The following is a 15,209-nucleotide window of genomic DNA, read 5'->3' as shown; positions in this document are numbered from 1 at the left end:
GCCGCGGGACTGCCCGGCGCCGCGGGACCGCTTGGTGCCATGGGGCCCGCCCGGCGTCCCGAGACCGCCCGTCGACGCGCCCGGGCCCGGCCGCCCGTATGGGACCTGGCCGCCCGTATGGGCCTGGCCGTCCGTCGACGCCCGGACCGGCCGAACGGCCTCGGCTCGCCCGCCGAGACCTGGACCGGCCCGGCGGACCCGGCCCGGCGGACCCGGCTCGCCCGTCGGCGTCCGGACCCGTGCGCCGGCCTAGGCCCGCGCGTCCTCGTCCACCGGGTCGGCCGGGTGCGGCGCCAGCAGCGGAAGCCGGGAGGCCAGCCGCTCCTCGCACAGCTCGACCAGCCGGTCGTAGCCGGCCTTGCCCATCAGCTCGGTCAGCTCAGCCCGGTAGGAGACGTACACCGGGTCGCCGGCGCCGTGCGCCGACGTCGCCGACGTGCACCACCAGTGCAGGTCGTGGCCGCCCGGACCCCAGCCGCGGCGGTCGTACTCACCGATCGATACCTGGAGCACGCGCGTGTCGTCCGGCCGGTCGATCCACTCGTACGTCCGCCGGATCGGCAGCTGCCAGCACACGTCCGGCTTGGTCTCCAGCGGCTCGCGGCCCTCCTTCAGGGCCAGGATGTGCAGCGAGCAGCCCGCGCCGCCGGAGAAGCCCGGCCGGTTCTGGAAGATGCACGAGCCCTGGTACGGGCGGGTCTGCCGGGAGCCCTCGTCGTCCTCGGAGACCCAGCCGTTCCGCGTGCCCTCGGCGTGGTTCTGCCAGATGTCCGGCGTGAGCCGGGCCACGTGATCGGCCACCCGCCGCTCGTCGTCCTCGTCGGAGAAGTGGGCGCCCAGCGTGCAGCACCCGTCGTCCGCGCGGCCCGCCTGGATGCCCTGGCAGCCGCTGCCGAAGATGCAGCTCCAGCGGGAGGTGAGCCAGGTCAGATCACAGCGGAAGACCTGCTCGTCGTCCGCCGGGTCCGGAAACTCCACCCACGCGCGCGCGAAGTCGAGACCCTTCTCGTCCCGCGTCCCGTCGCCTGCCGATCCCGGCCCCGCCGAGCCGCCCGACCCCATCGAGCCGCTCTCGCCCACCGAGCTCGCCGAGCCCGCCGAACCCGCCGAGTCCACCGAACCCGTCGCGCTCACCGGAGAGGAACCTTCGTTCCTACCACTCTTGCGCTTCTTGTCCTTCTTTTCCTTTGTGGTCGACTCGGCCGACTTGGCAGTCTTGTCAGACTTGCCGTCCTTCGCCTTTTTCGTCTTTGGCACCCGTCCAGGGTAAGTCGCCGGACACCGGTCCTTACACCATCCCCACCGGCACCTCGCACCCACTCCGGGGGCGGCGCACGGCCCCGTCGGCAGTAGCGTTCCGTACATGAGACTCGGTGTCCTCGACGTGGGTTCGAACACGGTGCATCTGCTGGTGGTGGACGCGCACCCCGGCGCGCGCCCGCTGCCCGCACACTCGCACAAGGCCGACCTGCGCCTGGCCCAGCTCCTCGACGAGGACGGCGGCATCGGCCCCGACGGCGTCGACCGGCTGATCGCGGTCGTCCACGACGCCCTCCAGGCCGCCGAGGACAAGGGCGTCGAGGACCTGCTGCCGTTCGCCACCTCGGCCGTGCGGGAGGCCCGCAACGCCGACGACGTCCTCGCGCGCGTGCGCAGCGAGACCGGGGTCGAGCTGACGGTCCTCAGCGGGGCGGAGGAGGCCCGGCTGACCTTCCTCGCCGCGCGACGCTGGTTCGGCTGGTCGGCGGGCCGGCTGCTGGTCCTCGACATCGGCGGCGGCTCCCTGGAGATCGCCTACGGCATCGACGAGGAGCCGGACGCCGCCGTCTCCCTCCCGCTCGGCGCCGGTCGCCTGACCGCCCAGCGGCTCCCCGACGACCCGCCCCGCCCCGACGACGTCCGCGCGCTGCGCCGGCACGTCCGCGCCGAGATCGCCCGTACGGTGGGCGAGTTCACCCGCCTCGGCGCCCCCGACCACGTCGTGGCCACCTCCAAGACCTTCAAGCAGCTCGCCCGCATCGCCGGCGCCGCCCGCTCCGCGGAGGGCCTCTACGTGCAGCGCGAGCTGAAGCGGGCCTCCCTGGAGGCGTGGGTCCCCCGGCTGGCCGGGATGACGGCGGCACAGCGCGCCGAGCTGCCCGGGGTCTCCGAGGGCCGGGCCGGGCAGCTGCTCGCCGGGGCGCTGGTGGCCGAGGGCGCGATGGACCTGTTCGACGTGGAGACGCTGGAGATCTGCCCGTGGGCGCTCAGGGAGGGCGTCATCCTGCGCCGCCTGGACCACATGGGGCAGGGGTAGCACCCGGGAAGGGCCTCGGGGACCCGCGCGGCGGGCCACCCGCCACCCGCCCTCGCCCATGGCGAAGACCACAACGGCCTACGGCGAGACCACGGCGGCCCACGGCGACCCACGGCGGGAAGACCACAACGGCCTATGGCAAAGACCACAACGGCGAAGAGGCACCCCGCGCCCACCCGACCCCACCCCGTAACCTGTCCCCCGTGGCAGAAGCGAGGGACGTGGTCCGCATCCCGGATGCGAAGGTCGCCCTGTCGACGGCCTCCGTCTACCCGGAGTCCACGGCGACGGCCTTCGAGATCGCCGCGCGCCTGGGCTACGACGGCGTAGAGGTCATGGTGTGGACCGATCCGGTCAGCCAGGACATCGACGCGCTGCGCCGGCTCAGCGACTACCACCACATGCCGATCCTGGCCGTCCACGCCCCCTGCCTGCTGATCACCCAGCGGGTGTGGTCCACCGACCCCTGGACCAAGCTCCAGCGCGCCCAGGCCGCCGCCGACAAGCTCGGCGCGAGCACCGTCGTCGTCCATCCGCCCTTCCGCTGGCAGCGCCAGTACGCCCGCGACTTCGTGGACGGCATCTGGCGGATGGCGAACGAGACGGATGTGCGGTTCGCCGTCGAGAACATGTACCCGTGGCGCTACCGCGACCGCGAGATGCTCGCCTACGCCCCCGACTGGGACGTCACCAACGACGACTACCGGCACTTCACGATCGACCTCAGCCACACCGCGACGGCCCGCACCGACGCGCTGGAGATGCTCGACCGCATGGGCGACCGGCTCGGCCACATCCACCTCGCCGACGGCCGCGGCTCCGCCAAGGACGAGCACCTCGTCCCCGGCCGCGGCACGCAGCCCTGCGCCGCGGTGCTGGAGCGCCTGGCCCACATCGGCTTCGACGGGCACGTCGTCATCGAGGTCAACACCCGGCGCGCGATGTCCGGCGCCGAGCGCGAGGCCGATCTCGCCGAGGCCCTGGCCTTCACCCGCCTGCACCTGGCCGGCGCCGCCGGCGTGCCGCGACGATGAGCGACGCGCCGGGGGGCCCGGACGTGAGCGGGAGCGCCGGGGCCGCCCCCGGACAGCCGGCCCGCCGCCGGGGCCGCCCTCCGCGCACGGAGTCCGCCGGCACCCGCGACCGCATCCTCACCGCCGCCCGCGCCGAGTTCTCCGAACGCGGGTACGACAAGACGTCGGTACGCGGCATCGCCAAGGCGGCCGGCGTCGACCCCGCGCTGGTCCACCACTACTTCGGCACCAAGGAACAGGTCTTCGAAGCGTCCATCGAGGTCGCGTTCGCGCCCGCCCTCCACGCCCCCGAGGCCGTCGCCGAGGGCCCGCTCGACGGCGTCGGCGAGCGGCTCACCCGCTTCGTCTTCGGTGTCTGGGAGAACCCCACCACCCGTGCGCCGCTGCTGGCGATCGTCCGCTCCGCCGTCAACAACGAGACCGCCGCCGCGGTCTTCCGCCGCCTGGTCGCCACCCAGCTGCTGCACCGCATCGCCTCCCAGCTCGACCTGCCGGACGCGGAACTGCGCGCCGAGCTGGCGGCGGCCCAGCTGGTCGGCACGGCGATGCTGCGCCACGTCGTCAAGGTCGAGCCGCTGGCCTCGGCGGACCCCGAGCAGATCATCGCGCGGCTCGCGCCGGTGGTGCAGGGACACCTCACCGGCCGCTGACCTGCGCGGGTCAGCGCGCGCGTAGGCCCTCCGTACGCTGCACGCGCGCGTAGGCCCTCCGTACGCTGCACGACGCTGCACGCGCGCGCCCGTGCCGTACGCGCGTGCGTGCCCGCCCCGAGACATCCGTCCCGTAATCCGGACACCGTGTCCCGACCCCTGGATGACCGGCGTACGCTCGATGACAGTCAGAACGCTGCCGGTGCTCTCCGCGACACCGGCGGAAACCCCGAAGGAGCGAGCGACGATGCCCGAGCTGAGGTCCCGCACAGTCACCCACGGCCGCAACATGGCGGGCGCCCGCGCCCTTATGCGTGCCTCCGGTGTACCGGGCGCGGACATCGGCCGGAAGCCCATCATCGCCGTCGCCAACAGCTTCACGGAGTTCGTCCCCGGCCACACGCACCTGGCGCCGGTCGGCCGGATCGTCAGCGAGGCCGTCAAGGAGGCCGGCGGCATCCCGCGCGAGTTCAACACGATCGCCGTGGACGACGGCATCGCGATGGGCCACGGCGGCATGCTGTACAGCCTCCCCTCCCGCGACCTGATCGCGGACAGCGTGGAGTACATGGTCGAGGCCCACCGCGCCGACGCCCTGATCTGCATCTCCAACTGCGACAAGATCACCCCGGGCATGCTCAACGCGGCCCTGCGGCTGAACATCCCCACGGTGTTCGTCTCCGGCGGGCCCATGGAGTCCGGCCGCGCCACCCTCGTCGACGGCACGGTCCGCACGCTCGACCTGGTCGACGCGATCTCCGACGCCGTGAACGACAAGATCTCGGACGAGGACATCCTCCGCATCGAGGAGAACGCCTGCCCGACCTGCGGCTCCTGTTCCGGCATGTTCACCGCCAACTCGATGAACTGCCTGACCGAGGCCATCGGCCTGTCCCTGCCGGGCAACGGCTCGGTCCTCGCCACGCACACGGCCCGCAAACAGCTGTACGTGAACGCGGCCAAGACGGTCATGGACATCACCCACCGCTACTACGAGCAGGACGACGAGTCGGTCCTGCCGCGCAGCGTGGCGTCCTTCGCCGCCTTCGAGAACGCCATGGCCCTCGACATCGCCATGGGCGGTTCCACCAACACGATCCTGCACCTGCTGGCCGCCGCCCAGGAGGCGGGCGTCCCCTTCGGCCTGGAGGAGATCAACGAGGTCTCCCGCAGGGTGCCGTGCCTGGCCAAGGTCGCCCCGAACGTGGCCAAGGACCGCACGTACTACATGGAGGACGTGCACCGCGCCGGCGGCATCCCCGCCCTGCTCGGCGAGCTGCACCGCGCGGGCCTGCTCAACGAGGACGTGCACTCCGTCCACAGCCCCTCCCTCGCCGACTGGCTGAAGACCTGGGACGTGCGCGGCGGCTCCCCGTCCGCCGAGGCCGTCGAGCTGTGGCACGCGGCCCCCGGCTGCGTCCGCTCCGCCGAGGCCTTCTCCCAGTCCGAGCGCTGGGAGGCCCTGGACGAGGACGCCGAGGGCGGCTGCATCCGCTCCGTCGAGCACGCCTACTCCAAGGACGGCGGCCTCGCGGTCCTCAAGGGCAACCTGGCCGTGGACGGCTGCGTCGTGAAGACGGCCGGCGTCGACGAGTCCATCTGGACCTTCGAGGGCCCGGCGGTCGTCTGCGAGTCGCAGGAGGAGGCCGTGCAGAAGATCCTCACCCAGCAGGTCAAGGACGGGGACGTCGTCGTGATCCGCTACGAGGGCCCCAAGGGCGGCCCCGGCATGCAGGAGATGCTCTACCCGACCTCGTACCTGAAGGGCCGCGGCCTGGGCAAGACCTGTGCGCTGGTCACCGACGGCCGCTTCTCCGGCGGCACCTCGGGCCTGTCCATCGGCCACGCCTCGCCCGAGGCGGCCGCGGGCGGCACCATCGCCCTCGTCGAGGACGGCGACCGCATCCGTATCGACATCCCCAACCGCTCCATCGAGCTCCTGGTCGACGACGCCGAGCTGGCCCGCCGCGAGCAGGCCCTGAACGGCCGGTACGCCCCCAAGAACCGCGACCGCAAGGTCTCGGCCGCCCTGCGCGCCTACGCCGCGATGGCGACCAGCGCGGACAAGGGCGCCGTCCGGGACATCACCCGGCTCGGCTGACCCGCCCCCGCCCCCGCGGAACCCGGCGCCCTACCAGGCCGCCGGGTTCCGGCCGTCCACCGCGAAGACCGTGCCGTCGGGGGCGCCGGCGTAGACCCGGCCGCCGGCGGTCACGGGCGCGGGCAGCGCGGCGGGCACCGTGTCCCCGGCACCGAGCCGGGGCGGCGTCTGCCCGAGCAGCCGCCCGTCACCGGCGTCCACGCCGAGGAGCCGCCCGTCGGGCCCGGTGACGTAGACGTGCCGGCCGTCGGCGGCGGGTGCCGACCCCCGGGCCATCCCGGTCTCCAGCCGCCAGCGCTGCCGGCCCGCCGCCATGTCCACGGCCACCAGGGAACCGCCGCCGCCCATGAGGTACACGTCGGAGCCGCGCACCGTGCCCTGAGCGGCGTCGACCGGCACCGGCAGCCTCACCCGGCGCACGGCACCGGTCCGCGGCGTGTGGCGCACCACGGCCGTCGCCCGCCCGTACACGGTGTCCTCTTCGGCGAAGTACACGGAGCCGTCCGCCGCGCCCAGCAGCTTCAGCGTGCCCGACAGCTCGGTGGCCCACCGGACGTCGCCCGTGGCCGGGTCCACCGCGGTGATCCGCGTGCGCGACCCGTCGCCGGACACCGTCGTCGCGTACGCCGCCGGCTCGCCGCCGAACCAGTGGAAGTACGGACTCGGCTGCCCCTGGAAGCGCCGGTTCCACACGACGTCCCCGGAGGAGGCGTCGACCCCGGAGACCGTCCCGTCGGCCCGGGTCAGCAGCAGCGTCCCGCCGGCCGCGGTCACCCTGCGGTAGGCGAGCCCCTCCCGCTGCCAGCGCGGGTCGCCCGATGCCGGGTCGAGCGCCTCCAGACCCCTGCCGTGGTCCAGGACGGGCTGCACCAGTCCCGCCGACACGACCGGCGGCGCGTTGCGCAGCTGGGACTCGACGGAGTGCTGCCACAGAGGGCGGCCCCTGGCCGGATCGAGGGCGAAGACCAGCCCGGTCCGGGCACAGACCAGCGTGTCCGCCCCGTACGCGCACTGCGGTACGCCCTGTCCGCCGCGCACCGGCCCGGCCTCCCAGGCGCTGAACCGCGCGGCCACGGCCTGGTGGTCCCCGGCCCCTGGCGGCGCCCCGCCGCCACTCGACAGCACCGGAACCAGCACGGCGGCCCCGGCCACCAGAAGCGCTCCGGCCCCGAGCACGGCCCACTTCCGGGGACGCCTGCGCCGGGACGACGGCGGCGGGGGCGCAGAGGGGCCCGCGGGGGCGGCGCGGGGCGGCTCGGACTCCTCCGCACGGGGCTCCTGGGCCCGCGCACGGGCTTGCCACACGCCGGACCCCTGCGCCCCCGCGCGGGGCTCCTCGGCTCGCGCCTCCTCCGCACGGGGCTCCTCCTCACGCGCCTCCTCCTCACGCGCGTCGTCCGCACGGGACCCCCGCGCTCGCGGCTCGCGCGTCTCGGAGACCTCCAGCTCCGCGGCCCACTGCGCCGGTACGAACGCCTGGGTGTCGTACGAGGCCGCCACCGACCGCAGCTCCCGCATCAGCTCGTCCGGCGTCGGACGCTCCTCCGGTTCCTTGGCGAGGCACCGCCGGACCAACGGGGTCAGCTCCTCCGGCAGGCCCGTCAGATCGGGCTCGTCGTGCACCACCTGGTAGGCGACGACGTAGGGGCTGTCGGAGTCGAACGGCCCCCGCCCGCGCGCCGCGTGCACCAGCACCGAACCGAGCGCGAACACATCGGCCGCGGGACCGACCTCCCGGGGCCGCCGGAACTGCTCGGGCGCCATGAACGGCGGCGTGCCGATCAGCTTCCCGGTCTCGGTGCGCAGTTCGCTGTCGGCCGGCCGGGAGATGCCGAAGTCGATGACCTTCGGCCCGTCCTCGGCGAGCAGCACGTTGCTCGGTTTCAGGTCCCGGTGCACGACCCCGACCCGGTGGATGTCCCGCAGCGCCTCGGCGAGCCCGGCCATCAGCCGACGCAACTGGCCGGGCGCCAACGGGCCGTTCCGCTTCACCCGTTCCGCGAGGGTCGGCCCGGGAATGAACAGGGTCGCCATCCACGGCCGTTCAGCCTCCGGATCGGCGTCGACGACAGGCGCGGTGAAGGCACCGCTCACCCTGCGGACCGCGGCCACCTCCTGCCGGAACCGCCCCCGGAACTCAGGGTCCTTGGCGAACTCGGCGTGCACGACCTTCACCGCGAGCTGCAACCCGGAGGTGCTGCGGGCCAGATGCACCACACCCATGCCGCCGGACCCGAGACAGGACTCCAGCCGGTAGTGACCGGCGTATTCCGGAAGCTCTTCCGGACGTTCCGGTTCCGCGCTCGCTCCGGCGATCCGCTGTGGCGCCATGGAACCACCCCCGTGCTGTTCGTTCGCGCGCGCGACGCACGGAGCCTAGTCGATGGTCCGTACGAGACGGAGACGGCTTGCTAGCCTCCGAGTGCGCGTCACGCACAGATGTTCCCCGGTGCTCTCCGGCGTCCCCGGTGTCTCCGGCGTGTCTGCGTGTCTGGCGTGTTGGAGGGGAAATCGACATGACCCCGTGGCGGTCCTGGCCACGGGGCGAACGGGGGAGGTCCGACCATGTCCGTGGAGAACGTCGCGGAAGTCGAGGGCGGGGACGAGCGGGAGGCGGTGACCACGGCGGCGACCGCGGCCGTGCGCTATTACTCCGTCGCGCCCGGAGTCCGGCTGAACGTCCGCAGCGGCCCCGGCACCGGCTATTCCGTGGTCCGCGTGCTGCCCGAGGGTGCCCAGGTGGCGATCTACTGCCAGACACCCGGCACCCGGGTCACCGGCCCCTACGGCACGTCGAGCATCTGGGACAACATCGGCAGCGGCCAGTACGTCTCGGACGCCTACGTCCGCACGGGCAGCGACGGCTACGTCACCCACCGCTGCTCGTAGCTCCCGCACGCGGCCCGCGGGGGCGCCGGAGCCATAATCGACGCGTGAGCGCAGAGAACGGCACCAAGGGAACCAACGGCACCCCCGACACCCCCGCGGGCTCCACGCCGGCCCCCGGACCGCGCCCGGAGGCGATCCGCTTCTTCGGTACGACCTGGGTGGACCACGACGGCGGCTACGCGGCCCGCCGCGTCGCCGTCTGCGTCGGCTCGCTCGCCGCGGCGGTCGCCGCCTGCGTGGTCCTGCGCATCGCCTACCAGGGCCTGCGGATCGCCGAGGTCGGCGGTTTCGTCACCCTCCTGATGGTCGTGATGTTCGCGGTGTGCAGCGCGCTGGCGTTCCGCCACACCTGGGCCGGCTTCACCACCCGCCCCGACCCCGACCGCCAGGCGTCCCTGCGCGGCCTGCTGGCCATCGGCTTCGTCGGCTCCCTGGCCGCGTACTTCTTCCGCTCCCTCGTCGAGGCACCGGGCGAGAAGCTGCACCGCACCGAGTACGAGGAGGCCCGCGCCCAGCACGCGAAGCGCACGGCCCGCCGCTCGGGCAACCCCAAGAAGCGCCGCCGCTGACCCCACCGCCCCGCCCCACCGCGCCGGCGGCACCCTGCCGGCCCGGGGCCCACCCCACCCCGGCCGCACCCGCCGAAAACCCCCCGCCTCCGCCCTCACCCCCGGCCACCATGGCCGTATGACGACACCATCGGGCACACCCGCGTCCACGTCACCCTCCACGCCCACGCCAGCGCCCACCCCTGAGCCCACTCCCGCGCCCACCCCGGGGTCCGCGACGGCGCCCACCACCGGACCGGCAACCGCGCCGGCCCCCACCCCCGGCCCAACCGCCGAGTCCGCGCCCGCCCCCACCACCAGGCCCGCACCCACCCCCACCCACTCCGCCCGAGCCCGCTGCTTCAACACCGCCGCGGCCCAGTACGCCGCCAACCGCCCCTCCTACCCACCCGCCCTCCTGGACGCGATCGAAGAACTCGCCGGCCGCCCCCTCTCCGGCGCCCGCGTCGCGGACATCGGCGCCGGCACCGGCATCGCCACGGCCCTCCTGCACGCCCGCGGCGCCGACGTGATCGCCGTGGAGCCCGGCGACGGCATGGCGGCCGAGTTCCGCCGCGCCCTCCCCGACGTGCCCATCGTCCGCGGCACCGGCGACGCCCTGCCCCTCGCGGACGCGTCCGTCGACCTCCTCACCTACGCCCAGGCCTGGCACTGGACCGACCCCGCCCGCTCCGTGCCGGAGGCCCTGCGCGTCCTGCGCCCGGGCGGGGCGCTGGCGCTCTGGTGGAACACCGACGCCCTCGACGTGCCGTGGATCGCCGCGCAGGCCGAGCGTGCCGCACGCCACTTCGGCCGGCACGTCTCCGCCGAGCAACAGGAGCTGGGGCCCCGCGTCGCCGACCCCACGGGCCGCCTCGCGTTCACGCGCCGCGAGGTGCGCTGGAGCCGCCGCGTCCCGGTCGACACCCACCTGGCCAACATCGGCAGTCACTCGATCTTCCTCGTCCACGGAGAACGGCACGGCGCCGCCTTCCTCGCCGAGGAGCGGGACCGCCTCCTGGACGCCTTCCCGGACGGCGTCGTGGAGGAGACCTACGACGTCGTGCTCCTCCTGGCCGTCGATCCCGGGAACGGAGCCCCCGCCGCTTGACGCCGCGCACCCCCGGGAGGATTATTCATCACATGATGAATAACGTCAGCGACCCTCCCGGGGCCCCGGGCCCACCCACCCGCGGCACACCTCCGCCGACCCCCGCCGTCCGAGCCGAACAGCTCACCGTCGTCCGCGGCTCCCGCACCGTCCTGCGCGCCCTCGACTTCACCGTCCCCCGGGGCCGCATCACCGGCCTCCTCGGCCCCTCCGGCTGCGGCAAGTCCACGCTGATGCGCGCCATCGTCGGCACCCAGGCGAAGGTCACCGGCACCCTCCAGGTCCTCGGCCACCCGGCCGGCGACCCCGCCCTGCGCACCCGCATCGGCTACGTCACCCAGGCCCCGTCCGTCTACGACGACCTGACCGTCCGCCAGAACCTCGACTACTTCGCCGCGATACTCGCCCCCGGCCGCGCCCAGGCCGACCGGCGTCACGCCGACGTCACCCGCGCCATCGCCGACGTCGACCTCACCACCCACGCCGACGCCCTGGCCGGCACCCTCTCCGGCGGCCAGCGCAGCCGCGTCTCGCTGGCCGTGGCCCTGCTCGGCACCCCGGAACTCCTCGTCCTCGACGAACCGACGGTCGGCCTCGACCCCGTCCTGCGCCGGGACCTGTGGGCCCTCTTCCACGACATCGCCGCCGACCGCGGCGCCACCCTCCTCGTCTCCTCCCACGTCATGGACGAGGCCGAGCGCTGCGACCGCCTCCTCCTCATGCGCGAGGGCGAGGTCCTCGCCGACGACACCCCGGACGCCCTCCGCACCCGTACCGGCTCCGACACCGTCGAGTCGGCCTTCCTGCACCTGGTCGACGAGGCGAAGGCGGCGACCCGAGGCAAGGAGCACACCCGATGACCACACCCCGCCCGACCCCCGACCCGAACCCCCCGACCGCCCCTCACCACCCCGCCCCCGCTCCCACCCCACCCCGCCCCCTGTCCCTCTCCCGCACCACCGCGACCGCGATCCGAGTCCTGCGCCAGCTGGCCCACGACCCCCGCACGATCGCGCTCCTGCTCCTCATCCCCTGCCTGATGCTGCTCCTGCTGCGCTACGTCTTCGACGGCAGCCCACGCACCTTCGACAACATCGGCGCCTCACTCCTCGGCATCTTCCCGCTGATCACGATGTTCCTGGTCACCTCGATCGCCACCCTGCGCGAACGCACCTCGGGCACCCTGGAACGCCTCCTGTCCCTGCCCCTGGGCAAGGGCGACCTGATCGGGGGCTACGCCCTGGCCTTCGGCGCCCTGGCGATCATCCAGTCGGCCCTGGCCACCGGCCTGGCCCTGTGGCTCCTGGGTCTCGACGTCACCGGCAGCCCCTGGCTCCTGCTCCTGGTGGCGCTCCTGGACGCCCTCCTCGGCACGGCCCTCGGCCTCTTCGTCTCCGCCTTCGCCGCCTCGGAGTTCCAGGCGGTGCAGTTCATGCCGGCGGTGATCTTCCCGCAGCTCCTCCTCTGCGGCCTCTTCACGGCGCGCGACACCATGCACCCGGTCCTGGAGTCGATCTCGAACGTCCTGCCCATGTCCTACGCCGTCGACGGCATGAACGAGGTCCTGCACCACACCGACATGACCGCCGCCTTCGTACGCGACATCCTGATCGTCGCCGGCTGCGCACTGCTGGTCCTCACCCTCGGCGCGGCAACCCTCCGCCGCCGCACGACATGACCGCTCCCCGCCCCCTCCTCCCATCCCGCCCACCGGACACCACCCCCCACCCACCTCCGGAAATGCGAGGATGACGACGGACGACGCACCCCCGGAGGCCACCCCAGGAGGGCACGGAAAGCCATGACCCAGAAAGTCGCAGTCCTCGGCACCGGCAAGATCGGCGAAGCCCTGCTCAGCGGAATGATCCGCGCCGGCTGGGCCCCGGCCGACCTCCTGGTCACCGCCCGCCGCCAGGAACGCGCCGACGAACTCCGCACCCGCTACGGCGTCACCCCGGTCACCAACGCCGAGGCCGCCAAGACCGCCGACACCCTGATCCTCACGGTCAAGCCGCAGGACATGGGCACCCTCCTCGACGAACTCGCCCCGCACGTCCCCACCGACCGCCTGGTCGTCAGCGGCGCGGCGGGCATCCCCACCTCCTACTTCGAGGAACGCCTCGCCCCCGGCACCCCGGTCGTCCGCGTCATGACGAACACCCCCGCCCTCGTCGACGAGGCCATGTCCGTCATCTCCGCCGGCACCCACGCCACCGCCGAGCACCTCACCCACGCAGAGGAGATCTTCGGCGCCGTCGGCAAGACGCTCCGCGTCCCCGAGTCCCAGCAGGACGCCTGCACGGCCCTCTCCGGCTCCGGCCCGGCGTACTTCTTCTTCCTGGTCGAAGCCATGACCGACGCCGGCATCCTGCTCGGCCTGCCCCGCGACAAGGCCCACGACCTGATCGTCCAGTCCGCCATCGGCGCGGCGGTGATGCTCCGCGACAGCGGCGAACACCCGGTCAAGCTCCGCGAGAACGTCACCTCACCGGCCGGCACCACCATCAACGCCATCCGCGAACTGGAGAACCACGGCGTACGCGCCGCCCTCATCGCAGCCCTGGAAGCGGCCCGCGACCGCAGCCGCGAACTCGCCTCCGGCTCCAAGGACTGACCTGACCGGCTACCCGGCCGCGTCCACCACCACCGCCTCCCGCGCCGGCCCGGGACCCGGCGCGGAGGGCAGCAACCCGATCGCCCGCCCGGCTGCGTCCACGGTCGGCCGTGCCATCTCCCGCGCCCGGTCGGCGCCGCGTCGCAGCACGTCCTCCACGTGCCCGGGATCCGCACACAGCTCCCGGTGCCGCTCCCGGACCGGCCGCAGCACCTCCACCACGGCCTCCGCGACATCCCGCTTCAGCTCCCCGTACGAGCCGTACCCGGCGGCCAGCTCCTCCGGAGCCCCACCGGTGCACGCGGCCAGGATGGCCAGCAGATTGGCCACCCCGGGCCGGCCCTCAGGATCGTGGACGACCTCCCGCCCGCTGTCGGTGACGGCTCGCATGATCTTCTTCCGCACCACGTCGGGCTCGTCCAGCAGATAGACGATTCCCGGCCCGCTGTCGTCGCTCTTGCCCATCTTCGACGTCGGGTCCTGGAGGTTCATCACCCGTGCCGCCACCTTCGGCACCGTGGCCCGAGGCACCACGAACGTCTGCCCGTACCGCTGGTTGAACCGCACGGCCAGATCCCGCGTCAGCTCCACGTGCTGCGCCTGGTCCTCCCCGACCGGCACCTCGTCGGCCCCGTAGGCCAGGATGTCGGCCGCCATCAGCACGGGGTACGTGAGCAGCGACAGCCGCACACTCCCGCCCCGCACCCGCTCCCGGGCCGCCTTCTCCTTGTACTGGATCATCCGCCGCATCTCCCCGTCGGTGGCGACGCACTCCAGCAGGTACGACAGCCGCGTGTGCTCGTCCACATGGCTCTGTACGAACACCGTGCACAGCTCGGGATCCAGCCCCGACGCCAGCAGCAACGACGCCGCCTGCCGGCTCAGCCGCCGCACCCGCGCCGGATCGTGGTCGACGGTCAGCGCGTGCAGGTCGACGATGCAGAACAGCGCATCGGACCGGTACTGGTCGACGGTGGCCCACTGCCGCATGGCCCCGAGATAGTTCCCCAGCGTCAGATGCCCGGTCGGCTTGATCCCGCTGAAGACCCGCGTCATCTCTCCACCTCCTGGTCGGGACCGCCGCTGCCCGCCGGCCGCCCCTCCTGGAGGGAGATACGAAAACGGCCGCCGGAGCGGCGGCCGTTGCTTGCATACGTGAGTACGGCCGCCGTCAGGCGGCCCACCACAGCTGGGTACACGTACGCGTCATCACGCCGCCCACCCTACGCCCGAGGAGGGACCTCCGCCCCGTGTTTGACACGCCTGGGGCCCATCCGTAAGGTACTCCGAGTTGTCCGACGTGAGCGCCGACCCCGGTCGGTCCCCGGACGACCATCCCGCAAGTACCACCCCACCTCGACGACAGTCGTCACCAGACCTGTTGTCAGGTCTCCGGTGTGCGTATTTACGGAATGAGGAATCCGAGTTCGAAAGAACGCGGCCTCGATTAGCTCGAGAGCCGAGGATCCGCTAAAGTCTCACTCCGTCGGAGCGGCCCAACAGCCGCAAGGACGAACCCCGCTGACAGGGAATCAGGCCCGAAAGGATCTGATAGAGTCGGAACCGCCGGAAAGGAAACCGCGAGAGCGGAAACCTGGAAAGCACCGAGGAAATCGGATCGGAAAGATCTGATAGAGTCGGAAACACCGAAGGGAAGCGCCCGGAGGAAAGCCGCGAGAGAGTCTCTCGGGTGAGTACAAAGGAAGCGTCCGTTCCTTGAGAACTCAACAGCGTGCCAAAAGTCAACGCCAGATATGTTGATACCCCGTCTCTCCCATCCGGGAGGACGAGGTTCCTTTGAAACACACACAGCGAGGACGCTGTGAACCGAGGGGACTATTCCTCCTCTTGGTTCCGCTCTCGTGGTGTTGGCCCCGATCACGGGGAAGCATTCACGGAGAGTTTGATCCTGGCTCAGGACGAACGCTGGCGGCGTGCTTAACACATGCAAGTCGAACGATGAACC

13 protein-coding genes and 1 rRNA gene are annotated in these 15,209 nt (G+C 72.8%); 11 read left to right on the top strand and 3 right to left on the bottom strand.

Features of this window, described 5'->3' with window-relative positions:
- Positions 1–249 precede the first annotated feature (249 nt).
- Entirely contained in the window at positions 250–1,062 is an 813-nt protein-coding gene (locus ACZ45Q_RS07860; protein WP_468257507.1) for a DUF3109 family protein, read from the bottom strand.
- Between the two features lie 301 nt (positions 1,063–1,363).
- On the opposite strand from ACZ45Q_RS07860, the gene ACZ45Q_RS07855 reads away from it, so the two are divergent.
- The 4 genes from ACZ45Q_RS07855 (at position 1,364) to ilvD (ending at position 6,081) form a co-directional block, all read left to right on the top strand.
- The gene (locus ACZ45Q_RS07855) at positions 1,364–2,296 is read left to right on the top strand and encodes a Ppx/GppA family phosphatase (protein ID WP_468256538.1); all 933 of its coding nucleotides are present in this window, start codon (positions 1,364–1,366) and stop codon (positions 2,294–2,296) included.
- Between the two features lie 203 nt (positions 2,297–2,499).
- Positions 2,500–3,330, top strand: a complete 831-nt coding sequence (locus ACZ45Q_RS07850) for a sugar phosphate isomerase/epimerase family protein (protein WP_468256536.1) — start codon at positions 2,500–2,502, stop codon at positions 3,328–3,330.
- A complete protein-coding gene (locus ACZ45Q_RS07845; RefSeq protein WP_468256533.1) occupies positions 3,327–3,980 on the top strand; it encodes a TetR/AcrR family transcriptional regulator in 654 nt (217 codons plus the stop codon). Before ACZ45Q_RS07850 ends, ACZ45Q_RS07845 begins: the two co-directional genes overlap by 4 nt.
- Before the next feature lie 247 nt (positions 3,981–4,227).
- Positions 4,228–6,081 carry a dihydroxy-acid dehydratase gene (gene ilvD, locus ACZ45Q_RS07840; RefSeq protein WP_468256531.1) on the top strand — a complete coding sequence of 618 codons (1,854 nt, stop codon included), beginning with the start codon at positions 4,228–4,230 and terminating at the stop codon, positions 6,079–6,081.
- A 30-nt stretch (positions 6,082–6,111) separates the two neighbouring features.
- Here the strand turns inward: ilvD and ACZ45Q_RS07835 are convergent, their stop codons facing one another.
- Entirely contained in the window at positions 6,112–8,412 is a 2,301-nt protein-coding gene (locus tag ACZ45Q_RS07835) for a serine/threonine-protein kinase (RefSeq protein ID WP_468256528.1), read from the bottom strand.
- A 234-nt stretch (positions 8,413–8,646) separates the two neighbouring features.
- On the opposite strand from ACZ45Q_RS07835, the gene ACZ45Q_RS07830 reads away from it, so the two are divergent.
- From ACZ45Q_RS07830 to proC, 6 genes are all read left to right on the top strand, one after another.
- A complete protein-coding gene (locus tag ACZ45Q_RS07830; protein ID WP_468256526.1) occupies positions 8,647–8,970 on the top strand; it encodes an SH3 domain-containing protein in 324 nt (107 codons plus the stop codon).
- Between the two features lie 44 nt (positions 8,971–9,014).
- Positions 9,015–9,539, top strand: coding sequence for an EamA/RhaT family transporter (locus tag ACZ45Q_RS07825; RefSeq protein WP_468256523.1), 525 nt, complete (start codon positions 9,015–9,017; stop codon positions 9,537–9,539).
- 118 nt (positions 9,540–9,657) lie between these two features.
- Positions 9,658–10,629, top strand: coding sequence for a class I SAM-dependent methyltransferase (locus tag ACZ45Q_RS07820; RefSeq protein WP_468256521.1), 972 nt, complete (start codon positions 9,658–9,660; stop codon positions 10,627–10,629).
- Between the two features lie 32 nt (positions 10,630–10,661).
- Positions 10,662–11,489 (top strand): ABC transporter ATP-binding protein, encoded by an 828-nt coding sequence (locus ACZ45Q_RS07815; protein WP_468256518.1) that lies wholly within the window; start codon positions 10,662–10,664, stop codon positions 11,487–11,489.
- Positions 11,486–12,307: an ABC transporter permease gene (locus tag ACZ45Q_RS07810; RefSeq protein ID WP_468256515.1), complete on the top strand. Its 822-nt coding sequence runs from the start codon at positions 11,486–11,488 to the stop codon at positions 12,305–12,307. The genes ACZ45Q_RS07815 and ACZ45Q_RS07810 overlap by 4 nt, the downstream gene beginning before the upstream one ends.
- A gap of 123 nt (positions 12,308–12,430) precedes the next feature.
- Positions 12,431–13,243 (top strand): pyrroline-5-carboxylate reductase, encoded by an 813-nt coding sequence (gene proC / locus ACZ45Q_RS07805; protein WP_468256512.1) that lies wholly within the window; start codon positions 12,431–12,433, stop codon positions 13,241–13,243.
- A gap of 9 nt (positions 13,244–13,252) precedes the next feature.
- Here the strand turns inward: proC and trpS are convergent, their stop codons facing one another.
- Complete coding sequence (gene trpS, locus ACZ45Q_RS07800) at positions 13,253–14,299, bottom strand: tryptophan--tRNA ligase (RefSeq protein WP_468256509.1); 1,047 nt, start codon at positions 14,297–14,299, stop codon at positions 13,253–13,255.
- Positions 14,300–15,134: 835 nt separating this feature from the next.
- Between trpS and ACZ45Q_RS07795 the strand changes: the two genes are divergently transcribed.
- Positions 15,135–15,209 (top strand): 16S ribosomal RNA (locus ACZ45Q_RS07795); the annotation flags it as partial.

The organism is Streptomyces sp. NPDC031049 (assembly GCF_055571015.1).
Note: the sequence above shows the minus strand (reverse complement) of the source record. Positions and strands in the feature narration are given on the sequence as shown.